Genomic DNA, 26474 nt, shown 5'->3' on the forward strand with positions numbered 1-26474 from the left:
AAGCGTTGATGTTCAGACAGTGACTCTGGAGTAGGGAGGTAACGAGAGGTCGCAGAAGTCGTTTGAAAGATATTTGAAATAGCCGGCAGCAGCCACCATGGCAGCATTGTCAGTGGTGAAGGCTCTTGGAGGGATCCAAGCCTGTATCCCCCTGTTGTCGCAAAAGCGTTGTATCGCCTCCCTTACTCCGGAATTTGCCGATACTCCGCCACCGATCGCGAGATGCCTCACCTCCTTCAGTTGGGGCGTTTTTGCGAGTTTGTCGGTGAGTATATCTATTATGGTGTGCTGTAGGGAAGCTGCGAGGTCAGCCTGATTGTTGGAGATGAAGGCCGGATCCTCTTTCATTCCATCCCTGACGGTATATAGGAACGAAGTCTTTAGTCCGCTGAAAGAATAGTCAAGTCCGGGGATATGCGGCTTGCTGAATCTGAATCTCTTCGGGTCGCCAATTTTCGCGAGTCGGTCGATATGCGGACCTCCGGGATAGGGTAGCCCCATCACTTTCGCACATTTGTCGAAAGCCTCTCCGGCAGCATCATCGATTGTCTTCCCGATTATTTCCATGTCATACGGACTCCTTACCATTACAATCTGTGAATTTCCTCCGGAAATCAGCAGGCACAGGAATGGGAATTCCGGCACTTCGTCATTCTCCTCCGTCTTTATGAAGTGCGAGAGTACGTGGGCATGCAGGTGGTTTACGTCTACGAGCGGTATGCCCAGCCCGATAGCCATCCCCTTTGCAAACGATGTGCCCACGAGGAGCGACCCGAGGAGTCCCGGTCCTCTTGTGAAGGCAATGGCTGCAAGATCTTTCTTTTCAATCCCTGCCTGGCGTAGCGCCTCGCTGACTACCGGGACTATGTTCTGCTGATGCGCACGCGATGCAAGCTCCGGCACCACGCCGCCGAAGGCTTCGTGCACTTTCTGGCTCGCGATGACGTTGCTCTTCAAATACCCATCGCAGATGACGGCAGCCGATGTGTCGTCGCATGAAGATTCGATACCAAGGATGTAGATACTCATTTCCTTTTTTAGTTTTATGCTACAAAGTTAATTTATTTAGTTGGAATGACAAAATACGTAAGTCTGAAAGTTGGTAAGTTTGCGGCAGTTTAGAATGGTAAGTTTGGAATAGTTTAGAATAATGGTGGGATATAGCGGATGTTTGGTTTAAAATGATTAAATTTGCATGGAATTATGTAATAATAAAGTTAGTTCCCGGTCACGTCTGCCTGACTGCTTCCGGAGCTTTGTCCCAATCGCTCATTATGCTAAGCTCAATCGCTCAAGACTCCGGAATAGACTCAGGGATGTGACTGTTGCGACCTTTTGTTATGAAACTGAGCCTTAGAAACGTCTATAGGGTGGCGCGCAGCCTGCTGTTTTCGGTGATAGTGCTTGTCGCCGCGCTATATCTCATATTATATATATTGTTGTCGGTCCCTTTTGTGCAGAACGAGTTGCGCGATATTGCCCAAAGGGAGGCATCGAAATTCATTAAGGGGGATGTGAGGATAGGCACGCTGTCATTGCATCCGTTTAATGAAGTTGTTATCCATGACCTTGACGTCTATACTCCCGAGAAGGAGCTATGCCTTCATGTGGAGACTGTCGGTGCGGGCATCAATATCCTGCGTCTTATAGAGGGTGACGGGATTGAGATAACGTTTGGTGAGATCATAGGTCTGGATGGAAGGATTGTGCAGGAAGCGGAGCATGGTCCGCTCAACATCGCGTTTATCATCGACGCATTCAAGCCAAAGGATAAAAATAAGCCGCCGACGCCTTTTGATATTAATCTCCGCAACGTGGTGTTGCGACAGTGCGGCATTACGTTCGACCGTCGGTGGATGCCTCATGATAGCCTTGGAGTGAAGACCGACTTCAACCATCTCCGAATTTCTGACCTGAAGGCAGATATAACATTCCCTCGCCTAAGCAATGAAGACTATAAGATTGACCTTCGGCGTCTATCATTCCGTATGTCGGGCGGTCTTGTGGTGGATAAGCTTGCATTTCGTGCGCATGTTACGCCGCAGTCCATATCCGTTGAGAATTTCATATTGCAGCTTCCGGCTACGGAGCTTCGTCCTTCGGATTTTGTCGTGGAATTTGATGATTTTTCCGGTATTGCCGAATCCTTGAAAACTGGAGAATATAATCTTGTGATGCTTGACAACCGGATTACAGCGGCTGATTTCAGTTGGATTGTCCCGGAATTGAGGCGTTACGTCATGCCGTTTGACCTGTCGGTCGATCTGCATGGTAATCTGAGCGACATCGATGTGTCGCGTTTTGCATTAAGCAGTCGCGACGACGTGCTGATTGAGTTTGAAGGTGGTTGCCGGAATCTCGACAGCATAAAATCTGCTGCTTTCTCGCTTGATAATCTTAGGATGCGTCTCTCCGATATGGGAATGTCGGAGCTGGTGAGGTCTGTCACCACCATTTCACCTCAGTTGGTAGGTTATCTTTCAAACCTCAGGTATCTGGATGTGGCTGCAACCGGACAGGGTAATATTGCAGATGGAGCGTATGAGGTGGATTGCCGCCTCACGAGCGGGTGTGGCGATCTTAATGTCACGGGCGTTGCCAACGGAGTCTCCGAGGGGAAGGGACGCTTCTCAGGAGAGATAAGCACCGGAGGGTTCGATGTCAGACGACTTCTCGGCAAGGGTAAAGTAGGAATGGTCAATGCCACAGTCAATCTGTCGGGTATGTTGTCGGGTAGAGATGTTGACGGGGAGGTTGACGTATACGTGCCGGAGATTGAGTTGAACGGTGGTATTTATGGAGGGGTATCGGCTTTCCTAAAGAAATCGGACAAGGACTTTGATTTCACGACATCTGTATCTAATGATATAGCCATATTCTCGGCTGACGGCACGGCACACGTGGATGGAGAGGAATCATGGATGAATCTGCGCACGGATATAGAGCGTCTTTATTTGTCGGAATTTGGATTCCTTCCTAAATATGACGGCTATAATCTCAAAGGCAGTCTCATAGCGGATCTGGAGGGGAACACCGAGGATAACGTCAGAGGCGAAGTGCGTCTCACGGATATATCCTTCCGAAAGAGTGCGTCAGAGGGTATTGACCTTGACCATCTCGTGTTGAGGTCAGATGCCGGGGAGGATGAGCGTCATCTCACCCTCATGAGCGACTGGATTGACGGCGAGATTTCGGGAGCCTTCAGGTTAAAGGATCTTCCGCCTACGCTTGTCGATATGGCTTCCCCTGTATTGCCGAGTCTTGTGATACCCAAAAATCATGAGATGGATCTGAAGCCGGAGATGGAGTTCTCGTTCCAGATAAAGCCCGACAATACGTTGCCCGACTTTCTAAAACTCCCGGTCAGGTTGCTTGTGCCGGTGTCTGTCGATGGAGATGTAAGAGGGGAGGCGAACACAGCTTCGCTTGCCATTGACATACCATATCTTCAGCAAGGGAAGTCAAAATTGCTTAGGGACAACCGATTGATAGCCAATATCGACGGTAATAACCGAAGCGCCGATGTGGAGATAGCCACCACTTTCCCGGTAAAGAAAGGTGAACTTACTGTAGGCATAAACCTGTCGGGATGTGATGATGACATCTTTGCCGATGTGGATTGGATAAACACAGAGAACAGTAATTTCAAGGGTTCACTCTCGCTTAACGCAGGGATAAGCCGCAATGAACTGTCGGGCAACCCCGACGTATCGGTAGAGATCAAGCCCTCCATGTTCAGTATGGGTAGCGCGAAATGGAATATCGACAAGTCGGCTTTGACGTATTCCGGGAATGAGATAAGGGCAGACGGAATAAAGATATGGCATGATGGTCAATTCGTGGGAATCAACGGAGTGGCATCGTCATTGCCTACGGATTCCATCAGCGTGAAACTTGCATCCATAGACTTGGGCTACGTGTTTGACACACTCAATATAAATTATGTCACTTTCGGAGGTACTGCCACAGGCGATGTGACGGCATACGGAGTATTGAGCAAGGAGCCTAAGGCGTTTACCGACAATCTTTCAGTAAAGGAGTTCGCCTATAATGGAGCCGTGCTTGGAGATGCCGTCATTAAAAGCGAATGGGATAACGACGAGAAGGAGGTGGCGATATCTGCCGATGTAAGACAGGACGGACGCCGGAAAGCTTCGATAGGCGGAGGTATATGGGTGACTCGGGATTCACTTAGCTTCTCGATAGATGCCGACAGGGTTCCGGTTGGATTCCTCGCCCCGTTCATGGGAGCCTTCTCTTCAGAAGTGAAAGGTTATGCCAGTGGAAATGCCAAGCTGTATGGCACGTTCAGCGATATAGATCTCGCCGGACGCATTCTCGGCGACTCCATATCTATAAAGCTTGACTATACCAACACCACTTATCATGGCACGGATTCCGTATATCTTGACCCGGGTCTGATACGCATACCATCATTCCGTCTGTATGACCGTGACGGACATTCCGCAATACTGTCGGGAGAACTCAAGCACCGCTATTTCCACGACCCGAGCTTCACGTTCCGCATAACCGATGCACGACAGCTGCTCTGCTATGACACAAACAGCAAGATGAACCCCGACTGGTATGGCACCATCTATGGCGACGGCAGTGCATCTGTGAAGGGATGGCCCGGCACGGTGTCGGTCTCCGTAGATATGGATATCACTGACCGTTCCGCGTTCACGTTTGTGCTCAATGACACGGAGGCTGCCTCCGATTATCATTTCCTTACGTTTACCGACAAACGCAAGAAGGAGCTGGAGACGCAGCAACGCGACAGTGTGCAGGATCTTCTTGCATCATTCCGCAAGAAGATAGAGAATGAGGCATCTGACCCCACCAGATTCATGATGGACATACGCGCCACCGTATCACCATCGGCACTGATGACCCTCGTGATGGATCCGGTGGTTGGCGACAAGATAACGGCACGCGGCAACGGCGCGATACAGATAGACTATGAGTCGGATTCCGACGAGATGCAGATGCTCGGGAAGTACACGCTCTCGGAAGGGAGCTATAATTTCTCATTGCAGGACCTTATCCTTCGCAATTTCTCCATACGCCCCGGCAGTTCCATCTCCTTTAACGGCGACCCTCTCAACGCCTATCTTGATATAACGGCAAGCTATAGGGTCAACACCAATCTTTCGGACCTTGATAAAAGTTTCTCCACCGATCCGGAACTTGCCCGGACAAACGTGCCGGTGGATGCCCTCCTTAATGTAAAGGGGGAGATGCAGCATCCCGACATCACGTTCGACATTGACCTGCCGACGCTCACTCAGGACGTGGGGAGAAAGGTGAAGAGCATCATATCTACCGATGACATGATGAGTCGCCAGATAATCTATCTTCTTGCCCTTAACCGGTTCTATACTCCCGAATATATGGGTTCGTCGGGCAATGGTGGTGAGTTGGCGGCTGTGGCATCCACGACCCTGTCGTCGCAATTGTCGAACATGATCGGACAACTCACGGATAAGTTCACGCTTGCCCCGTCATTCAGGAGCGACAAGGGGGATTTCTCGGATTTTGAGATGGATGTGGCTCTTTCATCACGCCTTCTCAACAATCGTCTTCTTGTCAACGGCAATTTCGGATACCGCGACAAGAGCACGTCCAACACCACGTTTGTCGGTGATTTCGACATAGAATACCTTCTCAGTCGCAACGGCAACCTGCGACTGAAAGCATATAACCATTTCAATGATCAGAACTACTATCTCCGTGAGGCTTTGACCACACAGGGTCTTGGAGTGGTCTACCGCAAAGACTTCGACAATCCGTTCACCTTCCTGCGCCGGAGACGTCATAAAAAGAATGATGTACAGGATAAAACAGACGGTATTACTAAAGAGAACCGCTCCGACAGCATCCTCGATAGCGTTAAGGATAGTGAGGATTAGAGAACTTTGATGCGTATTATATGCAATTTTTTGGTAGAAGAAACAAAATTTATTATATTTGCGACCTAAAAATAAAGCGGACTACCTGGTCCGCAAACCGGAATTTACATGGTCTGGAAAATAGATGGTATATTAGAGCGTTTTGGGTTCTTGAAAGACAATACAGTTGGTCTGGCTCTTAGTGGAGGCGGTGCCAAAGGCTTTTCACATATAGGTGTGCTGAAGGCGTTTGAGCAATTCGGAATACAACCCGGAATAATATCAGGAGTTTCGGCAGGGTCGATAGCCGCTGCGCTATATGGATCCGGTCTTACCCCTGATGATATCATCCAATGCTTCACGGAGGCGGACAGATTTGGCGATTTCACGGAATGGTCTTTGCCTAAGGAGGGATTCATGCGTCTTGACCGCTTCGGGAAGTTGCTCGATAGCTGGCTCCCGGTCAAGCGTCTTGAGGATATGCGTATCCCGACAGTGATCTGTGCCACCGACCTTGATAAGGGCACATCGGTGGGATGGTGTAAGGGAGAGATTGTTCCGAGGGTGTTGGCATCATGTAGTATCCCGATAATTTTTAATCCGGTGAGAATAAATGGCGTCAGCTATGTTGATGGCGGCGTTCTCCGTAATTTGCCGGCGTGGGCGATACGAAATTACTGCGGAGTGCTCTACGGCAGCAACTGTAGCCCCATCCGGAAGAAGGGGGAGACCCGCAACTCAATAATCGACATAGCCTATCGCTCGTTTCATCTCATGATGAAATCCAACACGCCGCAGGACCTGCGTTTGTGTGACCATGTAATAGAGATCCAGAATCTGTCGAATGTACGGACATTTGACTTATCCAGCCTCCGGAAAGGGGTCACAGTAGGATATGATGCTGCTTGCAGGGTACTTGAGCAGATACAAAATAAGCAGATGCACAACAAATAGTCGAAAAAATTACTGACATGAACGATTTAAAGGAAAGACTTATTATCTATCAGCTGTTTCCACGAATATTCGCCAATCAGAATCCGAATTGCGTGCCTTGGGGCACATTGAGGCAGAACGGTAGTGGAAAGTTTAATGACTTCACTCCCCACATACTCCGTTCTATAAAGGAATTGGGCGTCAATTGCCTTTGGCTCACCGGCGTCATAGAGCATGCCACCAAGACGGATTTCAGCCAATATGGCATCACTCCTGACAACCCTAACGTGGTGAAAGGTGAGGCGGGATCTCCGTATGCGATAAAAGACTATTATGACGTGGATCCGGCTCTGGCAGAATCTGTGCCGGACCGTATGAAGGAATTTGAATCACTCGTGAAGCGCATTCATTCCGAGAATATGAAGGTGATAATAGATTTTGTGCCTAACCATACGGCGCGTATCTATCATTCAGACGTTGCGCCTGCAGGCGTCGAGGATTTCGGCAAGAATGACGATATGCGGATGAATTTTGCGCGCGACAACAACTACTATTATATATCCAACCAGCAGTTCTATCCGTCGTTCGACCTTGGAGCGGAAGGTAATGTGCCCTACGTGGAATTTCCTGCAAAGGCTACGGGTAACGACTGTTTCACGGCTTTCTGTTCGAAGAATGATTGGTATGAGACGGTGAAACTGAACTATGGTCATGACTATAACGACAATTCCGACCATTTTGATCCCGTGCCTGACACGTGGCGCAAGATGCTTCACATATTGAAGTTCTGGGTGTCGAGGGGTGTTGACGGTTTCCGTTGCGACATGGTGTTTATGGTGCCGCTGCCATTCTGGCATTGGGCGATACCGCAGGTTAAGAGTGTCAATCCCGATGTGTTGTTCATAGGAGAGATTTATGATGTGGGTCTTTACCGTCCCTTCCTTGATTACGGATGTTTCGACTATCTGTATGACAAGGTTAATCTCTACGATACGCTTGTCGGCATAGAGACCCACGGCAGGAGCGCGGCACAGCTGACAGGATGCTGGCAGACCGTGGACGGCATCGGCGACCGTATGCTCAATTTCCTTGAGAACCATGATGAGGTGCGTTTCGGTTCGAAGGCATACGCCGGCGACTCTCTTCGCGTGATTCCCTCTCTTGTCACCGCCTCGATGATTTCCAAAGGACCGGTGATGATCTATTACGGTCAGGAACTCGGCGAGCAGGCGCGCGACAACGAAGGCTTTGCCGGAGATAACGACAGGACAACGATATTCGACTATTGGAGCATCTCTACCGTAAGACGTTGGATCAACGGAGGGAAATGCGACGATGAATTATTATCCCCCCACGAGCGTTGGCTCCGGGAGGTCTACAAGAAGGTCCTCACCTTGTGTAATGAGCGAGCGGCATTGCGGGAGGGTGGATTCTTCGACCTCATGTATGCCAATCTACAGCATCCGGGTTTTGACCCCCACCGTCATTTTGCATTCCTTAGATACAAAGGAGATGATGTGCTTTTGATCGTGGTCAATTTCTCACGCGAGGAATCCCATGTCAGTATAAATATTCCGGCAACGGCGTTTGATATGTCGGGCATGATGCGTGGAGAGATTATAACCGAGGATCTCCTTTGGGGCAAGCCACATAAGTTGAATCTTTCGGTCGACCGACCGGTTTCCGTCTATCTGAGTGCCGCCGATGCCATAGTGTTGCCTGTAGGCAAGTTACGCGGGCAGTCCGGAGGTAAACTGACGGGGTCGCAATTGCGCGGCAAAAAGAAATCGGTTTGAAATTGCGGATAATTCAAAAATTAGTCTTAATTTTGTAAACCAATTTTTACCAATTCATATCATGAGCAATTATCTTCCGCCCATAAAGGTTTTCGCAGGCACTAAGAGTCATTATCTCGGGGAGTCAATCTGCAAGGATCTGGGCATAGAGTTAGGCAAAATGAAGATCGAGACATTTGCCGACGGCGAGTTCGAAGTTTCATTCGAGGAGTCGATCCGCGGTGCCGAGGTCTATCTGGTTCAATCAACATTCCCGAATACGGACAATCTGATGGAACTTCTCCTGATGATCGACGCCGCCAAGCGTGCGTCGGCAGCCACGATTGTGGCAGTGGTTCCCTATTTCGGATGGGCGCGTCAGGACAGAAAGGATAAGCCGAGAGTGTCGATCGCGGCAAAGCTTGTGGCAGACCTTCTGAGTGTGGCGGGCATTGACCGTCTTATCACCATGGATTTGCACGCAGATCAGATTCAGGGATTCTTCAATGTGCCGGTTGATCATTTATATGCCTCTTCAATTTTTATCCCCTACATTGAGAGCCTACACCTTAAGAATTTGGTGATTGCTTCTCCCGATGTCGGTGGAGCGAAGAGAGCCAATTCATACGCAAAATATTTCGATGTGCCTCTTGTGCTTTGCCATAAGCAGCGTGCCAAGGCAAACGTAGTGGAGAAAATGACAGTCATAGGCGATGTGGCTGGCAAGAACGTGGTTCTCGTGGACGACATCAGCGACACCGCCGGCACAATCACGAAAGCCGCCGACCTCTTGATGGAGAACGGGGCAGAGTCAGTGAGAGCATTGTGCAGCCATGCAGTGATGAGCGATCCTGCTACAGAGAGGGTTAAGACATCCGGACTGACCGAGATTGTATTTACGGATTCAATCCCGTATGTTAAGGAGAATCCGAAGGCAGTGGTGCTCCCTGTTGCAAAACTGTTTGCCGACACAATCCGTCGTATCCACAACAACCAGTCGATTTCTTCACAATATCTCTTCAAATAAAATCAACGGTCAATACTTGACTATGTAGCGATACAAAAAATGGACACGATTCAATCGTGTCCATTTTTTTGTATCGTAATTTGTGTGGGATTACCAGATGATCACGCGCTCGGAAGCGGGACGGAACATCGGATCACCCTCCTTGATGCTGAATGACTCGAAGAACGGCTCAAGATTCTTAAGCGACACGTTGACACGGTTCTTGCCAAGGGAGTGTACGTCGCCCGACGTGAGTGAACGGATCTCCTCATCGCGGATGTTGTTTGCCCAAAGATTAGCGAAGTTGAGGTAGAAGGCCTGTTTAGGAGTGAAGCCATCGATCATAGCCTCTTCTGATTCCACATTCACGCCTTTCTTCTTCTGGGAGTCAAGAAACGCGGTCATTGCTATTCTCAGACCACCCTGGTCGGCAATGTTTTCGCCGAGTGTGTACTGTCCGTTGGCATGAAGACCGGGAAGAACTTCCACAGCAGAAAATTGCTCCACAAGACCGTTGGTCAGTTTGGCAAATGCCTCGGCATCTTCCGGAGTCCACCAGTTCGACATATTACCTTCAGCATCAAACTGGCAACCCTGGTCGTCGAAACCATGGGTAAGCTCATGACCGATTACCACACCAATGCCGCCATAGTTCTCCGCATCGCTTGCCTCCGGATCAAAGAACGGAGCCTGAAGGATACCTGCCGGGAACACAATCTCATTGTTGAGCGGGTTGTAGTATGCATTGATTGTCTGCGGAGTCATGCCCCATTCAGTGCGGTCAACGGGTTTGCCCCATTTCTCGAGAGCCTTTTTCGTCTGCCACATATTGGCATTATGCACATTCTCCCAATAAGAGAGGGCGGGATCAATCTCAAGTTCGGAATAATCCTTCCATTTGTCGGGATAACCGATCTTTACTGTGATGGAATTCAGCTTTTTCATGGCCTGCACCTTAGTGTCGTCGCTCATCCAGGGAAGGTGGATTATGTGCTTGCCGAGAGCTGTGCGAAGATTCTCCACCAGTCCGATCATATAGTCTTTTGACGACTGGGGGAAATATTGCTCCACATATAATTCGCCGATAGCTTCACCGAGATAACCTTCAGTGACTCCGAGGGCTCTCTTCCAGCGGGGTTGCTGCTCCTGAACTCCGCTCATGACCTTGTTGAACTCAAATGCTGCGTCAGAGAAACTGTCGCTGAGGAACGGTGCTGCATTTCTGACATACTGCCATAGGTAATAGTCTTTCTTCTCGCGGTCAGAGAGTGATGCAAAGAGATTGTCAGCCTGTTTTACGGTATTGATCTCAGTGACAATCACCTGCTCCGGAGTCTCTATCCCCATAGTCTCGATGAAGAATCTGTCCCAAGGCAGATTAGGATACATCTCCTTGAGCTGTGCGATTGAGCGGGGGTTATACATTGCCGGAATGTTGCGGCTCTCCTCACGGGTCCAAGTGGAATCGGCGAGAAGGGTCTCCACCTTCATCACGTTTTTCACGATTCTGCGGGCATCCTTCTTGCTGTAGCCGGCATTCATCATCTGGCGTTCGATAAGCTTCTGGTAAGCCTCTCTGACGTCTTTGTTGCGCTTGTCGTTCTTGAGATAGTAATCCCTGTCGCCCAAAGAGAGACCACCGCCGCTTACATACATGGCATACTCCTTACTGTTGGCAAGGTTCTCCATCGGACCGCCGCCAAAGAGGGGAGATGCATAGTTCTTGTGAAGCCAGAGGAAAAGGTCGGTCATGCCGTCATGGTCGGTGTTCTCGATCTTTGCAAGGTCAGCCTTTATAGGTGTGGCACCGAGCTGGTTGCGACGTACGGAATCCATAGCGGCATCGTAGAGTGATGCAATCTTATAGGCATTGGTACCCTTTGCCGGATTCTTCTTTGAGAGATTTGTCACAATACGACGGATACGGTTATTGCTGGAATCATTTAGGATGTTAAACTGACCATAGCGTGCATATTCCGGGGTGAGGGGATGACTCTCCATCCATCCTTTGTTGACGTGCTGGTAAAAATCCTGTGATGCAGGTGTGTTCGGGTCGATTCCCTTGGGATCAACGCTTTTCAGATGTTCGGCAGAGGCAGTGAATGGAATCGCTGCCATAGCCAAAATAAGAGCTAAGCTAAAAAATCTCATAATTATTATATGTTGGTTTTGATAAATGTTTCAATCATTCAATAATCAAGGCATCTCTTATGGTGGATGCTTTCGCCTCTGTCTCTTGCCATTCCGCTTCTGTATTAGAGCGCAGGGTTATGCCTCCCCCGACATAGATGCAGAATCTTTCCATCTCGATGCAGCAGCATCGTAGAGTGACGAACAGGGAGAAGTCGGCTGGCGATCTGAACGGACCGCAGAAACCTCCGTAGCATCCACGGTCGAAGCGTTCGGTCTGACGGATTGTATCCAACGCCACATCTCGCGGGGTGCCGCATAGAGCCGGGGTGGGGGATAGTTGGTGGAGAATGGATTGTATCCTGTCCGTGGTCATCGGTTCATGGGAGGAGGCGGATATGTCGGTGCATAGATGCTCCACCTTCCCGGCGTTGCGCGTGTATAACGGTGATATGGATATGTCAAGACCGTTTCCTGAAAGAGTTTCGGAGATGAAGTCTGTGACCATCTGCTGTTCCTCAAGATTCTTGCAGTCCCATTCTCCCGATTCACCCGCCGCCCGTGTGCCTGCGAGAGCCATAGTCTTCACTCCATTCCCGGAGGCTTCAAGCAGCAACTCCGGCGATGCGCCTATCCAGCATCCGGTCAATGGTGTTGAGAAGCAGAATACGAACGCATTCGGATGCCGTCGCGACAATTCCGCAAACGTGCTCCCCACATCGATTCTGCCGTTGTTGACAATTACCCTCGATGCTACAATCTTTCCCGTTCCGTAAGTGGAAAGGGCGGATTTTATGGCGTCAATCTCTGCGGCATGCTCCTCTCTTGGAGTGGATGTTGAAGGGAACCGATATTGAAATCCGTCAGCCTTGATGTTTCGCTTTGCCGGACGATAGGGTATGGTCAGTATAGGCATATCGGGCAGAAACGGGGCTATGACGAATCCACGTTCACCAATCCCTTCCACAACGTGCTCGGAACTTCCGAAAGAGATCATGAGGTCTCCCGGCATACGGTAGGCATAAAAAGCCAGTTGCGACTCTATCGCCCCGCGTATCTCTTCCGACAGCGACACCATGGCAGATGGGTCGGAGAAGAAAATCATCGGACCATTAGTGGCTCTCCGTGCGTCTTTGTCAAATCTTATCGACATTGCAATGAGTGATTTGTATTATCTGACGGTCTCTCCCACCAATTCAAAGGGGAAGGCTTCCGTAATTCTGACATTGACAAACTGACCCGGCGACAACGAGGAATCGTTGATTATCACTTCCGGATCCACTTCCGGAGAATCGAATTGGGTCCTGCCGATGGCTTTGTCCCCCTCGATACGGTCGATTAGGACGCGTTGCACAGTCCCTATCATCTCTTCGTTGAGTTGCAGTGCAATCTCCTCCTGTATCTCCATTATCTTGTCAAGACGGGATTGTTTCACGTCGTCGGGGATAGAGTCGTCAAGATTCTTTGCGGCATACGTATCATCCTCCTCGCAGTATGCGAACGCACCCATACGGTCGAATCTCTGTGTCCGCACAAAATCCACCAGTTCTTCAAACTCCTTCTCACCCTCACCGGGGAATCCTGTCATGAGAGTGGTGCGGAGCTTTATCCCCAGCACTTCCCTCCGGATGGTCTCTATCAGTCGGAGGGTGGCATCCTTGTCGATATGCCGGCGCATGTTGTCGAGCACCGGATTGGCGATATGCTGCAATGCAATGTCGAGATATTTGCACACATTGTCATACTTCGCCATCACCGGAAGGATATCGGTGGGGAAATCGGCTGGATAGGCATAGTGCAGGCGTATCCATTCCACACCGGGAGTGAGAGCCATCCTCTCGATCAGTTCGGCAAGGGCATGACGTCCGTAGAGGTCGGTGCCGTATGACGACAGGTCTTGGGCAATGACGTTGAACTCCTTCACGCCTTCGTCAACGAGCGACCTCACCTCCTCCAAGATCTCTTCGATAGGTCGGGAGGTGTGGCGTCCGGTGATGATCGGTATGGCACAGAATGCACAGAAACGGTTGCATCCCTCCGATATCTTCAGATACGCGCTGTGAGGGGGAGTGGTGAGGGTGCGTTCCCATTCCTTCGGACGGTTATCTTCTTTCTTTCTGTCAGGCAGACGATTGATAAACTCTTTCCAATCAAATTTGCCATACCATGTGTCAACCTCGGGAATCTCTGCCTTCAGGTCGTCCATGTATCTTTGCGAGAGGCAACCCATCACGATTATCCTCTTTATCTTCCCCTCCTCTTTCAGTCGGGCGAGGTCAAGGATTACGGATATGGATTCCTCCTTCGCGTCGGCGATGAATCCGCAGGTATTGACAACCACGTATTCTCCACATACATCGTCGGAATCGTGGCATACTTCATACCCCTTTGCCGATAATTGGCGAATGAGCCGCTCCGAATCGATAAGATTCTTGGAGCAGCCCATTGATATTATGTCTATTCTGTTTTTCTTGAACATAAGGATTATTTTTCGGCAAGGAATAATGACCTGACAAATTCTTCAGCACGGAAAATCTGAAGGTCTTCCAATCCTTCGCCGATACCGATATATTTTACGGGTATCTTGAACTGGTCGCTGATGCCTATTACGACGCCGCCCTTTGCGGTGCCGTCAAGTTTCGTGACGGCAAGGGCATTTACCTCTGTTGCAGCCACAAACTGGCGAGCCTGTTCGAAAGCGTTCTGCCCGGTTGATCCGTCAAGCACGAGAAGAATCTCCTGCGGAGCTGCGGGTACCACGCGCTTCATCACGTTCTTGATTTTGGTAAGCTCATTCATCAGTCCGATCTTATTATGCAGACGTCCGGCAGTGTCGATTATCACTACATCGGCACCCTGAGCCTTTGCCGAAGATAGGGTGTCGAATGCCACAGCAGCCGGATCACTACCCATTTTCTGCTTCACGACGGGCACACCGACTCTCTCTCCCCAGATATCGAGCTGTTCGATGGCAGCGGCACGGAAAGTATCGGCAGCACCGAGCACTACCTTATTGCCGGCTTTCTTATACTGGGCAGCCAGCTTACCGATAGTAGTGGTTTTGCCCACACCATTCACCCCGACCACCATGATCACGTAAGGATCACCGGTTTTCTTAATCTCGAAATCATCCAGATTGTCGCCGTCGTTATCCGGACGAGCAAGCATATCAGAAATCTCCTCACAGAGCAGATTGTTAAGCTCCTCAGAGTTTACATACTTATCGCGCGCCACACGTTGTTCGATCCTCTCGATAATCTTCAGGGTAGTGTCAACCCCTACGTCGCTCGTGATGAAAGCCTCTTCAAGATTGTCGAGCACCTCATCGTCAATTTTGCTTTTCCCTGCGACGGCACGGGTGATTTTACTCCATACCCCTTCTTTCGTTTTCTGAAGGCCGGTGTCAAGCTTTTCCTTTTTTTCTTTTGAGAACAGTTTTTTGAAGAATCCCATATTTACGTGAGTTTTGATTCAGTTAGAGGTGCTTATGCTATCCATCCACTTGCCTGTATCAGTCGGAGAAATGACTCTATTCCAGGCAAGGGGTAGCGTATTATTATGCGAAGTTAATCAAAAATCCTCTATTCTGAAAATTTTCACACAATTAAGCTCCCATTTTCACAAAAATAGATGCTATTGTAAATGCAAGATTGCCCCGCGGAACACTCTGCGGGGCAATCTTGCATTATTTCGTGGAGGAAGGGGTCTTCGTTGAGGTTGAATCCGGACTGTTTGTCGTGGTCTTGGATCTTGCTGCCGGAGTCTCTTTTTTTGTCGAGGGGGTACCGGTAGTGGTCTTCTCTGTTGTTTTTGTAGACTTTTTTGTGGTTTTCTTTTGGGGGACGCTGTCGGTTGCGGCGGTTGATGCTTTTGATGTGGCAGTGGTGGCTGCTGTCTGACTGTCGTCATCTGATTGGGGATATGCGAGTTCACCCCAGTCGGCTATGTCGTCCCAATCGGCGTTTTCATCCTGCGATTGATTCTCATCCAGCAAACGCTGCTCCTTCTCCCGTCTCTCTTTTCTCTCCTGATTCCATCGGATGTTTCGTTGACGATCCTGTTCGGTTGCGAGATTGATGATTCTTCCGGCGGAGGTCGCACCGAGAATGAACCCGACAGCCCATATCACGGAGAGGGATAGCTTGACATTTTTGGATAAAGGCTGACGGTCTTTCTTCAGTCCCATACGGATGAGTAGGAAAAGGGGTATGCCGAGAGCAATAAGGCTACCTATTCCGCATATTACGCCCCAGATTGGGATTGTGCCGGCTTCCTCCATCCAAGAGGGATTATCCCCGAATAGAGTTCCTCCCCAGCTCGTGCTGAACGCGATTAGTGCGAAGATGCATCCTATCAGTCCGACCGCCATTGCGAAGAGGATAGGTATGGCTATCACGAGCCCTAAGATTACCAGCAGGCGTGCGCAGACACCGAAGAAAGATGCGAGGGAATCGCTGAAATTGATATTCCTTGAATTGATTGCAGATTGTGACTGCATGTTCTCCTCCTTAAAGTTGTCGGTCACAGTCTTGCCGATATTCTCCACGGTAGGCTGTTCGCCCATCATCAGCATCCTTTCGAGAGGAGTGCGTGCCTCAGGCACCACGAGCCAGAGTATCAGATAGGCAATGCCCATTGTTGAGATAGAGACTATTGTGAGTAGCACTGTGAGAAGCCTGACGGCTGTAGGGTCGGTGCCGAAATAGTGGGCGAGACCGGAGCAAACGCCACCGACCATAGCATTCTGAGGGTCGCGGAATAGCTTCTTGTTTCTCTTCCTTAGAGGGGGAATGAATGGGGGAGGGGTGATTGTCTCGGAAGTGAATGATGAATAAGATGAGGAATTGTCGTTTATCTGTATTGATTCATCCTCCTCGATCATATCCTCCGGTTGCCCCACGCGTTTGATAACCTCTTCCACATCCTTTGCGGTGACGATTGCGCTTCCTGAGGCGGTGCATTCCAAAAGCAGCTCAGCCACACGGCTCTCAATGTCGCTGACGAGTTCGCGAGTGTCGTCCTGACGGGCGAAGGCATGCTCGAGGGTGTCGAGATAGTCGTTGAGGAGGGTATATGCGTCGTCATCGATTGTGAAGGGGAATCCGGCGACGTTTATTGTGAATGTTTTTTTCATGAGTTTAATGTTGATGGTGTGTAAGGAAAAATAAGGATAGTTGTAAATATTACTGCATGTTCCTGAAATGGTTTACGTTTGCCACAATCTCGTCCCATGCTTCCGACATCTCTTCGAGAGTGTCTTTCCCGACGTCGGTGATGAAATAATATTTCCGGGGGGGACCTTTCGGACTCTCTTCCCATTCGTGGTTGAGCTTACCCTCCTTCCTTAGCCTGTTGAGGAGAGTGTAGAGAGTGCCTTCCACCACTATCAGCGATGCTTCCGAGAGTCCGTTGATTATGTCGGAGGGATAAGCCCGTTGTCTGCTGAGCAGAAGGAGCACGCAATATTCCAGTATCCCCTTACGCATCTGCGCGCGGATGTTGGAGTCTGTTGTCTTTGTTTTATCAGTCATAGGTTGGGTTCATGTTTATATGAATAACTTATGGATTAGGAATTATATTATAGTCCGTTTCCGGATTTTGCTCCGAATGAGGATTTATCATCGTTGTTGATTGATTTGTCGGTCTTCTTGACGTCGCTCTTCAACGAACCGAATCTCCAGCTGAGGGATATGCCGACATTCCAGTTGGAATTTTTATATTCGCCGGTGGTGCGGATCCCTTTTGTGTCGGTTACGGTGCGGTAGGTGTTGTGCCCCTGGAGGAAGTTGTTTGCACTCAATGTGACGGTCATAGCATCATTTTTGAGGAAATCTTTGCTGATGCCGAGTCCGTAGTAGTAGTAGCCGTCGTTATACCCGGTGAGGTTATAGCTTCGTGTTTTTTGACCGCCGTAGAGGTTGAACTTGAAACCTGACTGGAGAGAATAGTTCCAGTTGGCACCGTAATTCAGATTCCATCCCTTGTTGCTCATCTCCTCTGCGGAGAACATCTGGCGGGTGAGGCGTGCGTTGACCATGAACTGCATGCGCGGGATTATCGTCCAGTTGCACATCCCGAAGATTGCGATACGGCGGTCATGACCCATGTTGCCGTAAGATTCATACAGCACGTCATCGATCATCGTGTAGGTATGTGCGATGGAATTGTCGATAGATGAGTATTCAATACCGATGTTTCCACCGAATACGCTTCCGAAGTTGGTGTAAGTCAGCGAGACTTTATTGGATTTCTCACTCGATAGATTGGGATTACCCATTGTGACCTGGTTTGGGGTGAAAGTCTGTTTGAATGGGTTGACCTGACTGAGAGATGGGCGTGAGATTCTCATCTGATAGGCGAGGCGTAGGTTAGACGTATAGGAGAAAGAGTAGGTCAGTCCGGCATTAGGCACCACGTCGTTCAGATGGTTCAGGAAATCGGGAGTGTCGCCATAATGGAAGTTGATGCCCATGCGCGTGTGCTCGTATCTTACTCCGGCGTTGGCGGATAGATTGCCGAATTTGCCGGTATAGGAGGCGTATGCGGCATAAATATCCTGAATCTGTGTCAAATCGCTTTTGTCGGTCAATTCTGCAGTTGACCCGCTATCGCCGTTCAGATTATAGGAATCGGTGTTGTTGCGACGCCACACTGCCTTCCCACCAAGCTCGAGCTTATGTTTCCCGTCGCCGAAAGGATTCTCATAATCAAGCTGTATGGTGTGTTCATTGTTGAAATCCTTGTTAAGCATTTTTTCATACGGGTCCGCAAGACTCACTCCGGAGGATTTCTCCGTAAATAGATTTCCTTCCAGCTTATTATAGCCATGGTTGAAGAGGTAGGAGAGTATTGTCTTGTGGCCGTTGCCGTTGAAGTCGTGCTGCCATGATGTGCCGGCGGTAATACCGGTGTTGGCAATCTGTGCGTCAATTCTGCGGAACACTTCGCCACGTATGGAGTTGTCGGCATTATATATGATAGAGGAGTAGGTTGACTTATCTTTCAGCAGATCCCCTTTTACGGCATATATGTTGCTGTTGACGGTGATGAGGTCCCTGTCGGAGAGGTCGTAAGAGAGATTTAGTCCACCGCCGATGTAGTCGAATCCCACTCTCTGTTTCATGCTGTTGACCTGTCTGCCTGCATCCGAGGAGAGGGTGTTTTCAAGTGTTGTGATGTTGTCGGAATGTTGAGGCACGAGTCTGCCGTTGGCGTAATCGAAGTTGGCACTCATAGTAAGTTTCCCCTTCTTCATGCGCCCGTAGAGCGAACCGCCTGATTGAGCTTTCGACAAGGTAGCCTGTATTGATCCTGAATAACCATCTGTTGAATTTTTAGTTATGGTTATGAGGTTGAGGATTCCGGCAGTGCCTTCCGCGTCATACTTTGCACCCGGTTCGGTGATGACCTCAACCTTTACGATGGCATCGGCAGGCATAGCCTTGAAGATGTTCTTATAGTTGGCTGATAGGGAGGGGTCTTCCTTGCCGTTTACGTAGATTTTGAAATTCTCTTGACCATTGATTCGGATCTTGTCCTCACCGTCTACGCTGACCATCGGCACCTTTCGTAGTGCGTCAAGAAGAGTGTTACCTTTGGTTGAGGGATCCTCTTGCAGATTGTATGTCAATTTGGCACCGTCGGATTGCACAATCGGTTTGTCAGCCACCACGACAAGATCCTCCAGATCATAGGAGCTTCCGGCGGTGGTGTCGTTTTTCTGAACGTCCTGCGCGAAGGCGGCGTTTGCGGAGAGGATGAGAGGGATAGCGAAGAATGAAGTTTTCATAACTTTGTGGAAGTTTAGTTTAGCGTTGAATGTTTTTCCAGCGTTGAATGCAAATTAGAATCGATTTATCAGCGTTGAAAGTTTCAGCGAAGAATGTTGAATGTTTTTTGCGGAGAGAGATGAATGTTTTTTGTTTTGGCGTTGTGCGGAATGAATCCGCGAAGAGTGAAAGTGGTGAGTCCGGCAAACGTACTTCGTCACGCGTTACGGAGTGGTGTTCCCTGATTCACGATGCAAAGTTATAAATAAATTTAGTACTATGCAATACATAGTAGTAAAAAAATGTCGGTAGTAATGTAAAAATAATAGCCGTCAATAAAGGGTACTTGGTTAAAGCCATTGAAACAGTGAATCTTGCATAAAAGAGGTCAGCAAGCAAATTTTTTTTGAAAAAATTAGAAATCCTCAAAAATATTTTATTCTGCTTGCTGACCATCTATTATATACCCATCATTCAGCCTCGAATTGGCTTAATTCTTTAAGGTTTTCATTTATCTCAGCCAGTTCCTTTTTCGTTTTCTTATAGCCCCATGATGCGCTTGCTACGACAAAAGCTATTGCAAACAGGAATATCCCCTGATGAAATGTATCGCTTTGAAAGCCTTTCCCCTCCAAGGAGAAGAACAGTATTAGGGCGATACCGATTACAGACACCATGACTGGTGCATTGAAAGTGTATAGCTTCTGATAGCGTGCGATGTTTTTCTGCAAACCGATAACCCCTGACCGGTAGTCTTCGCTCTTGGGAAATGCTTTCAGCACAAAGAGGGTGTAGAAGAAAAGACCTACGATTAGAGTCTCGATTACAGCGAAGGAATACCAATGTTGGATCGCTCCCGTCGCGTATTGTATCGGAAATATGATTGCGAAAAGAATCATGGCATAAAGATTTCCCTTTTCTTTATTTCGGATTTTATCGTAGCCACCGATTGCCTTTTGGGAAAGCAGTTTCTTTATGGCTTCATTATTAACAGTTTCTCTATTTTCGAGACGCTCGTTGAGGGCATCCCAATTTTTTTTCATTGCGTCTATATCCATAATCATATTTTATTTAGGAGTTTGACATCTCTTTTAATTTGTTTTTTACTCGGTTTATTTTAGTTGCAACGTTGCTTCTTGTGATTCCTAAGATATCGGCGATCTCCTGATAGTTCAGATCATCGAGCCAGAGAAGTATAAGGGCACGATCATACTTATTTAATTTTTTGATCATGTCATACATCTCCTTTATTTGCCCTGTCTTGCCATCTTCATTTGTTAGGATATTCTCCAATTCGGATGTCAATTGAATATTGGAGTGATGCTTGGTCTCTTTTCTCAATGAGGAGACCGCAGTATGCAAAGACACCTGGTAAATCCATGTTGATAATTTGCTCTCGCCTCTGAAAGAAGGATAACTTCTCCATAGATTGAGGAGTATATCCTGATAAAGGTCATTCATCTCATAACTGCCGGTAGCGTAGGCATTGCATACCTTATAAATAAGGCTTGAATGGCTTGATACCATCTTTACAAATTCTATATGTAGCTGTTCTGCGGTCATCTATCATTGTTTTATTGTCATTGTTTTTATTTGTTTGTCACATTAGTCGCACAATCTTCAAAAAAGTCACAACGAAACATCAATTTTTTACAAAAATAATGAAAAGACACGATGATTTATAAAAAATGACCCGCTGGCAGAGCTTACGGTATGCCAAACGGGTACTGTTATCGTTGATTACGGTCAAAGCCGTATATCTTCTTAAACATGTTGCAAATATCCGCTAATCAGTACATAGGAGCGGTTTGAGTAAATCCTCTGTCTCATATCCCATCTTCAAAGACTTTTATAGATTGAGTCAAACTGTAGAGTGATGAATTTAAAATCGGCAAATCTTTTTGAATATTGCCAATATGAGCCAAATCGCCGATGAGGCAGACGTAATCGCCAATCCGACACAAAAGAGGTGTTTTGAAGAATACTATAGGCGATATTTATTGGCTGATGCCTGATTATTGGGAATTTATAGCTAAATTTGCATTTGTAATTACGCAAATATATGAGGGAGAGTCAAAACATAGAATACAAAGAATCATGGCGTGATGAATATCTGAAATGGATATGCGGCTTCGCCAATGCACAAGGTGGCAAGATTTACATCGGTATTGCTGACAACCATGAGGTTGTAGGTGTTGCCGATGCCAAGCGGCTTATGGACGATATTCCAAACAAAATAGTAAATATGCTTGGTATTGTCGCCGATGTCAATCTTCTCGAAAAAGAAGATAAACAGTATATTGAGATTTCAGTTGAGCCGTCGGCAATCCCTATTTCCTTAAAAGGGGTTTATCATTATCGGAGTGGTTCAACCAAACAAGTTCTCAATGGTGCATCGCTGCATCAGTTCCTTATGCGAAAGATGGGCAAGACTTGGGATGATGTGGAGCGTATTCCATATTCTGAGGATTTGCTTGATCGTGGAGCCATAGATTATTTCCTTCAAAAAGGTATTCAGGCAGACCGTATTGATGCCTCGCTTTTGAATGAGGATACAAGATCTGTTCTTGACAGCCTTGAATTACTCTCCGACAATGGTTCTTTGAAAAATGCAGCCATACTTCTCTTTGGCAAGCGTCCGCAAAGATATTTCACAGGAGTACAGTTCAAAATTGGTCGTTTCGGCAATGACGAAAGTGATTTGATATTTGATGATATAGTTGAGGGAAACATCTTGCAGATGGCTGATAAGGTAGTGGAATTGCTGAAATCCAAATACCTTATTTCCCCGATACATTATGAGGGTATGCAACGAGTCGCCACTCTTGAGATTCCGGAGAAAGCACTACGTGAGATGCTATATAATGCTATAGTGCACAAAGACTATCGGGGCTCCGCCATAATGATGTGGGTTTATAATGACCATGTTGAGTTATGGAACGAAGGAGAGTTGCCGGAAAATATGGATGTTTTTACTTTATTGAAAAAGCATAAGTCGCGTCAACGCAATCCGAAGATTGCGAACGTGTTTTATCGTGCCGGACTAATTGAAATATGGGGTCGTGGCATAAATAAGATACGCACTGAATTTGAAAAAGTAGAGATGCCTATGCCTGACTTTGAAGAAACCGAAGGCGGATTGATGGTGTCTTTCAAAAGGAAGCACCCAGCACATCAAGACAAGGGTTCAGATAGTGCCACCACACAAGTTACCACACAAGTTACCACACAAGTTACCACACAAGTTCAGGCACTGATGACGGCAATTGGCAATGAAGAAATGTCAGTAAAGCAGCTTATGGAAGCCTTGAATCTAAAGAATCGTCATAATTTTTTGGATAATTATCTAACGCCTGCGATTGAAGGTGGATTATTGACACCTATTTTCCCAAATCAGCCACGCCACCCGCGGCAAAAATATCGCCGAAAATAGGCTTTATGACTTGTGCCAGACTTGGCTACGCGAAAGCGCAACATAATTATTGGGTTAAAGTAACATTCATCGTATGGGGTATTTTGTGGGGATTGCTATTTATCCCATTTGCTATTTACATATCTTTTATCAAACATGACGGATTTATTGCTTTGGCCATTTTATCTGGTGTGTTCTGGCAAATAGTATTCACTTTAATACCTTTGGGAGTGGCTATATGGTATTACAAAAGCAAATTCTATGAATAATAAGGTATTTTGGATTACTTATGCGGTTGCCGTCATACTGGATGCTATCATTTGCGTCGGACTACCATTCAACGAGGATAATCTGATATTGATTGCTGCGATGTTGTTGCTATTGGTGACGATAACCATATACCATTGTAATAGCAAAAGAGTATCATTTGTGAATTTGATAATAATGATAGCCTACTCTGCTCTATTGGGTTATAATCTGTTGTTCAACAGTGAGCATGGTGCCGGATGTACGTGGTGGTTTTACTTGCTGATGCTCTCTCTTGTTCAATTCGTTACATTGGTTATTTATATGATAATTAAAAATATTGAGAATTGGAGGTTGAAATAAGAGATGAGCACCAAAAGATAAAAACGCCTCCGATTATTCATCTCATGAGAAATAAACCAGGATACACTTTTTAGTGTTATATATTTTGAATTATTGATTTTATGGTGTATTTTTGTGCCATAAAATCTTACCGAATATGATTACAATAAAGACAGAACAGGAAGTTGAGGCATTCCTTCATGAATTTAAACCGAAATTTAATATCTGGGGAATAATCTTCCTGCACCGTGATAAAAATGAGGACAATCTGTATATCATTCCATGAAGCGGAGCATCCACTTAATTACCCATTCAAAAATAAATAAGATATGGAAAAATATATAGATATGAAAAGCCCTTTGACCGGAGGTAGAGTCAAGGAGGTGAGCACCATGGAAGAGAAGATTTTTCGTAAGGAGAAATTTCGCGTCCATGTGCGTTATTGTGTCTGTGAGGATTCGGGGGAACAGTTTACCACTACAGAGCAGGACATACTGCAATTCAATGACCTGTATTCGCAATACCGTATAAGGCACGGCATACCATTTCCTGATGAAATCAAGGATATACGCCAGAAATATGGACTGAATTATTCTCAAATTTCAAGGATACTTGGTTTCGGGGCAAATCAATATGCCAAATATGAATCCGGTGAGATTCCTTCAGAGTCAAATGGTAAGATGATAGCAGCTATCAAGGATAAGAATGTGCTGTTAGGATTACTGAAAGGATGTAAGGATGTTTTCCTCCCTTCGGAATATGACCGTATTTTTACGTCTGTCAACATGAGCGAAATGAAGGAGGATGAGTATTCTCCGCTTTATCATATAATATTTCGTGATGGTAGCCGGAATATTTTCAATGGCTACGGATATAAGAATATATACAAATTGTTTGACATGGTGAGATACATTGTCAATAAACATGGAGATGTGTTCCCTACGAAATTGAATAAACTGATGTTCTATGCGGATTTTTACCATTATCGTAAGACGGGACTTTCAATAAGTGGTCTTCAGTATCGTGCACTGAATTTCGGACCGGTGCCTGATCATTATGCCACGATTTATGATAATGTGCCCGGATTGGAGAAACGATTGATTAAGGCGCACGATATGGTCAGCACTCTGTTGGCGTGTCATAATATTGGCGATTGCGACAGTCTGTCTGATTCCGAAAAGGAGTCAATTGACTATGTGGTTGAGAAATTAAGGTCGTTCACGGTTTCTCAAATAATAAAATCCAGTCATGAGGAAACCGGATGGTTGGCGTGCTCAACGGCTCATGCTCATATTGCATACGATGAAGCGTTTGATCTGAAATTGCTTTAGGCAACCTTTCAAAAGATATTGCCCGTGAGGGCGTCTATTTCATAAAACATTTAATGATCTCTGGTCCTCCGGCTGAAAAGGCGGAGGATTTTTCGTAAGATAATAAAACAGATAAGGGAATAAGGTTCCGAAATTTGTTTCCGAGAAATTACATGTCGTCAATATCAAGAAGCATCCATTTCCCTTGTAGGAGACCTTCGAGTATGTTTTCCATGCAGAGGTTCCAGCTTACGAAGCCTTGTATGCTGCCATCGGGATTGCGGTATTTGAAATTGGAAGGGGCAAGCGGCTCACCGGTCTCTGCATGATAGGTCTCGTGCATGGTGCCATATTCATCAAGATCCTTTGCCATTAGTCCACCTACCTTTTCAGCCATCCATGCCACATCCTCATCAAAGCCATAGTAGTGAAGCCCTACGGAATATATGTAGCTGGTGATTCCCCAAATCGGTCCCTGCCAGTTGGAGAAGGGCACAATGATGTTCTTATTATTGTAGTCGACGTCTGATGCGGAGAGACTGCGGAAGCCATGAGGAGCCTTCATGTGTTTCTCTTCAAGCATATACCTACTGATCATTCTGCGACCTCTATCTTCGGGTGCCATACGATAAAAGAGGGGTACAAACGTAGAATATCCGACTCTTTTGTATTGCTCATGTGAATCACGGTCTACATTATAATAGCATCCGTCATCCTCATTCCAGCATATCTCATTGAGAGCGGTCTTTATTCCGAGAGCTTCCTTCCTAAGACGAGTGGCATCTGCCTTCATGCCGAGTTTTTCGGCTATGGCTGCCTGTGCAAGAATTTCACCGTATTGGAAAGCACTTGCATCCACGGATATGAACGACCGCGAATCATCCTTGAAGTAATTCAGGGCAGGATTGTTGTCGGCTCCGCTTTGCATTGCGATTTCCCAGAAGTAGAGTCCGGATATGGAATCAAGTTGGGTGGAACGGCGGTAGTCAAGCACCCGTTCAAGATCATTATATATCGGACGTATCCATTCCCAATCGCCTGTAGCCTTTGAATATTGGTAAGCACCCTGGGAGAGGAACGGTTTCATTGCAAACTTTCCGCTGTAGGCCTGACGCGGACCTTTTGACGTCATACATCCCGCCACATATCCATCCTTATCAATACCTTGTGAAAAGGTCAGCACCCAGTTCTTCATATATTCCGGCTCACCTTTGGATATGAAATGATTAGCCATGAAGAAGGCATCCCAATCCCAAAGCTGTGAATAGAAACCGGCAGGTATCAGATACGGATATTTGATGAAACCGTCGGGCGACTTCACCACTTGCTGACGCAGCAGTTTGAAACCATCCGCCAGTCTCTTATGGATGCGTCCGAGACTTTCGGAGTTCTTAAAATCCGAACGGTTCTCCGTGCTTGCAGCAAACGAAGTCAGGGTCATATTGCACATTGCCAATATTAAAGCTATTGATAAAATGATTCTTTTCATTGATGTTAAGATTAAATAACTGAAGTTTTGCAATCTCCACTTCAGCCTGTTTATGATTTGATAGGAGTCAGAGAATTAAACACGACATCCGGTATTACAGGGCAAATATACACAAAGAAGTTGTCTAAACTATTTTGATTTGTGAATTTTTTTAAGGAAAATAACGATGAA

The 26474-nt window shown here is 47.1% G+C and carries 18 protein-coding genes; 7 read left to right on the forward strand and 11 right to left on the reverse strand.

Going from position 1 to position 26474, the window contains the following annotated elements:
• Positions 1-12 precede the first annotated feature (12 nt).
• The gene (gene tsaD / locus E5331_RS02670) at positions 13-1029 is read right to left on the reverse strand and encodes a tRNA (adenosine(37)-N6)-threonylcarbamoyltransferase complex transferase subunit TsaD (protein ID WP_123482832.1); all 1017 of its coding nucleotides are present in this window, start codon (positions 1027-1029) and stop codon (positions 13-15) included.
• A 311-nt stretch (positions 1030-1340) separates the two neighbouring features.
• Here tsaD and E5331_RS02675 point away from each other — a divergent pair, with 311 nt between their 5' ends.
• The 4 genes from E5331_RS02675 to E5331_RS02690 all read left to right on the forward strand — a co-directional run bounded on the left by E5331_RS02675 (position 1341) and on the right by E5331_RS02690 (position 9626).
• Positions 1341-5912, forward strand: coding sequence for a translocation/assembly module TamB domain-containing protein (locus E5331_RS02675; protein WP_135985385.1), 4572 nt, complete (start codon positions 1341-1343; stop codon positions 5910-5912).
• A gap of 108 nt (positions 5913-6020) precedes the next feature.
• Positions 6021-6845, forward strand: coding sequence for a patatin-like phospholipase family protein (locus E5331_RS02680; protein ID WP_123482830.1), 825 nt, complete (start codon positions 6021-6023; stop codon positions 6843-6845).
• Between the two features lie 17 nt (positions 6846-6862).
• A complete protein-coding gene (locus E5331_RS02685) occupies positions 6863-8620 on the forward strand; it encodes an alpha-amylase family glycosyl hydrolase (RefSeq protein ID WP_135985383.1) in 1758 nt (585 codons plus the stop codon).
• A gap of 61 nt (positions 8621-8681) precedes the next feature.
• A complete protein-coding gene (locus E5331_RS02690; protein WP_135985381.1) occupies positions 8682-9626 on the forward strand; it encodes a ribose-phosphate pyrophosphokinase in 945 nt (314 codons plus the stop codon).
• Between the two features lie 90 nt (positions 9627-9716).
• Here the strand turns inward: E5331_RS02690 and E5331_RS02695 are convergent, their stop codons facing one another.
• The 9 genes from E5331_RS02695 to E5331_RS02735 all read right to left on the reverse strand — a co-directional run bounded on the left by E5331_RS02695 (position 9717) and on the right by E5331_RS02735 (position 21067).
• Positions 9717-11756 carry a M13 family metallopeptidase gene (locus E5331_RS02695; RefSeq protein ID WP_123482827.1) on the reverse strand — a complete coding sequence of 680 codons (2040 nt, stop codon included), beginning with the start codon at positions 11754-11756 and terminating at the stop codon, positions 9717-9719.
• A 34-nt stretch (positions 11757-11790) separates the two neighbouring features.
• Positions 11791-12888 (reverse strand): chorismate-binding protein, encoded by a 1098-nt coding sequence (locus E5331_RS02700; RefSeq protein WP_123482826.1) that lies wholly within the window; start codon positions 12886-12888, stop codon positions 11791-11793.
• Positions 12889-12906: 18 nt separating this feature from the next.
• Complete coding sequence (gene rimO, locus E5331_RS02705) at positions 12907-14214, reverse strand: 30S ribosomal protein S12 methylthiotransferase RimO (RefSeq protein WP_135985379.1); 1308 nt, start codon at positions 14212-14214, stop codon at positions 12907-12909.
• 5 nt (positions 14215-14219) lie between these two features.
• Positions 14220-15188 (reverse strand): signal recognition particle-docking protein FtsY, encoded by a 969-nt coding sequence (gene ftsY / locus E5331_RS02710; RefSeq protein ID WP_123482824.1) that lies wholly within the window; start codon positions 15186-15188, stop codon positions 14220-14222.
• A 232-nt stretch (positions 15189-15420) separates the two neighbouring features.
• On the reverse strand, positions 15421-16869 hold the full coding sequence (locus E5331_RS02715; protein ID WP_135985377.1) for a PspC domain-containing protein: 1449 nt from the start codon (positions 16867-16869) through the stop codon (positions 15421-15423).
• Between the two features lie 49 nt (positions 16870-16918).
• A complete protein-coding gene (locus tag E5331_RS02720) occupies positions 16919-17266 on the reverse strand; it encodes a PadR family transcriptional regulator (protein WP_135985375.1) in 348 nt (115 codons plus the stop codon).
• 47 nt (positions 17267-17313) lie between these two features.
• Entirely contained in the window at positions 17314-19524 is a 2211-nt protein-coding gene (locus E5331_RS02725) for a TonB-dependent receptor domain-containing protein (RefSeq protein ID WP_135985373.1), read from the reverse strand.
• A gap of 450 nt (positions 19525-19974) precedes the next feature.
• Positions 19975-20562, reverse strand: a complete 588-nt coding sequence (locus E5331_RS02730; RefSeq protein ID WP_135985371.1) for a hypothetical protein — start codon at positions 20560-20562, stop codon at positions 19975-19977.
• 13 nt (positions 20563-20575) lie between these two features.
• Positions 20576-21067, reverse strand: coding sequence for a sigma-70 family RNA polymerase sigma factor (locus tag E5331_RS02735; protein WP_123482819.1), 492 nt, complete (start codon positions 21065-21067; stop codon positions 20576-20578).
• A gap of 499 nt (positions 21068-21566) precedes the next feature.
• Between E5331_RS02735 and E5331_RS02740 the strand changes: the two genes are divergently transcribed.
• From E5331_RS02740 to E5331_RS02745, 3 genes are all read left to right on the forward strand, one after another.
• The gene (locus E5331_RS02740) at positions 21567-22937 is read left to right on the forward strand and encodes an ATP-binding protein (protein ID WP_135985369.1); all 1371 of its coding nucleotides are present in this window, start codon (positions 21567-21569) and stop codon (positions 22935-22937) included.
• A 724-nt stretch (positions 22938-23661) separates the two neighbouring features.
• Positions 23662-23790, forward strand: a complete 129-nt coding sequence (locus tag E5331_RS20595; RefSeq protein WP_275441037.1) for a hypothetical protein — start codon at positions 23662-23664, stop codon at positions 23788-23790.
• Positions 23791-23833: 43 nt separating this feature from the next.
• Complete coding sequence (locus tag E5331_RS02745; protein WP_123484717.1) at positions 23834-24835, forward strand: type II toxin-antitoxin system antitoxin SocA domain-containing protein; 1002 nt, start codon at positions 23834-23836, stop codon at positions 24833-24835.
• Positions 24836-24983: 148 nt separating this feature from the next.
• Here the strand turns inward: E5331_RS02745 and E5331_RS02750 are convergent, their stop codons facing one another.
• A complete protein-coding gene (locus E5331_RS02750) occupies positions 24984-26303 on the reverse strand; it encodes an MGH1-like glycoside hydrolase domain-containing protein (protein ID WP_123484716.1) in 1320 nt (439 codons plus the stop codon).
• Positions 26304-26474 lie beyond the last annotated feature (171 nt).

This window comes from Lepagella muris (assembly GCF_004793975.1).
Lineage (GTDB): Bacteria > Bacteroidota > Bacteroidia > Bacteroidales > Muribaculaceae > Lepagella > Lepagella muris.

What these genes read in the sequence shown, in the direction of transcription:
- E5331_RS02690 (WP_135985381.1), top strand. Translation starts at nt 8,682, where the DNA reads ATGAGCAATTATCTTCCGCCCATAAAGGTTTTCGCAGGCACTAAGAGT.
- E5331_RS02680 (WP_123482830.1), top strand. Translation starts at nt 6,021, where the DNA reads ATGGTCTGGAAAATAGATGGTATATTAGAGCGTTTTGGGTTCTTGAAA.
- E5331_RS02685 (WP_135985383.1), top strand. Translation starts at nt 6,863, where the DNA reads ATGAACGATTTAAAGGAAAGACTTATTATCTATCAGCTGTTTCCACGA.
- E5331_RS02695 (WP_123482827.1), bottom strand. Translation starts at nt 11,756, where the DNA reads ATGAGATTTTTTAGCTTAGCTCTTATTTTGGCTATGGCAGCGATTCCA.
- E5331_RS02720 (WP_135985375.1), bottom strand. Translation starts at nt 17,266, where the DNA reads ATGACTGATAAAACAAAGACAACAGACTCCAACATCCGCGCGCAGATG.
- E5331_RS02750 (WP_123484716.1), bottom strand. Translation starts at nt 26,303, where the DNA reads ATGAAAAGAATCATTTTATCAATAGCTTTAATATTGGCAATGTGCAAT.
- tsaD (WP_123482832.1), bottom strand. Translation starts at nt 1,029, where the DNA reads ATGAGTATCTACATCCTTGGTATCGAATCTTCATGCGACGACACATCG.
- E5331_RS02730 (WP_135985371.1), bottom strand. Translation starts at nt 20,562, where the DNA reads ATGGATATAGACGCAATGAAAAAAAATTGGGATGCCCTCAACGAGCGT.
- E5331_RS02735 (WP_123482819.1), bottom strand. Translation starts at nt 21,067, where the DNA reads ATGACCGCAGAACAGCTACATATAGAATTTGTAAAGATGGTATCAAGC.
- rimO (WP_135985379.1), bottom strand. Translation starts at nt 14,214, where the DNA reads ATGTTCAAGAAAAACAGAATAGACATAATATCAATGGGCTGCTCCAAG.
- E5331_RS02675 (WP_135985385.1), top strand. Translation starts at nt 1,341, where the DNA reads ATGAAACTGAGCCTTAGAAACGTCTATAGGGTGGCGCGCAGCCTGCTG.
- E5331_RS02700 (WP_123482826.1), bottom strand. Translation starts at nt 12,888, where the DNA reads ATGTCGATAAGATTTGACAAAGACGCACGGAGAGCCACTAATGGTCCG.
- E5331_RS02715 (WP_135985377.1), bottom strand. Translation starts at nt 16,869, where the DNA reads ATGAAAAAAACATTCACAATAAACGTCGCCGGATTCCCCTTCACAATC.
- E5331_RS02740 (WP_135985369.1), top strand. Translation starts at nt 21,567, where the DNA reads ATGAGGGAGAGTCAAAACATAGAATACAAAGAATCATGGCGTGATGAA.
- ftsY (WP_123482824.1), bottom strand. Translation starts at nt 15,188, where the DNA reads ATGGGATTCTTCAAAAAACTGTTCTCAAAAGAAAAAAAGGAAAAGCTT.
- E5331_RS02725 (WP_135985373.1), bottom strand. Translation starts at nt 19,524, where the DNA reads ATGAAAACTTCATTCTTCGCTATCCCTCTCATCCTCTCCGCAAACGCC.
- E5331_RS02745 (WP_123484717.1), top strand. Translation starts at nt 23,834, where the DNA reads ATGGAAAAATATATAGATATGAAAAGCCCTTTGACCGGAGGTAGAGTC.
- E5331_RS20595 (WP_275441037.1), top strand. Translation starts at nt 23,662, where the DNA reads ATGATTACAATAAAGACAGAACAGGAAGTTGAGGCATTCCTTCATGAA.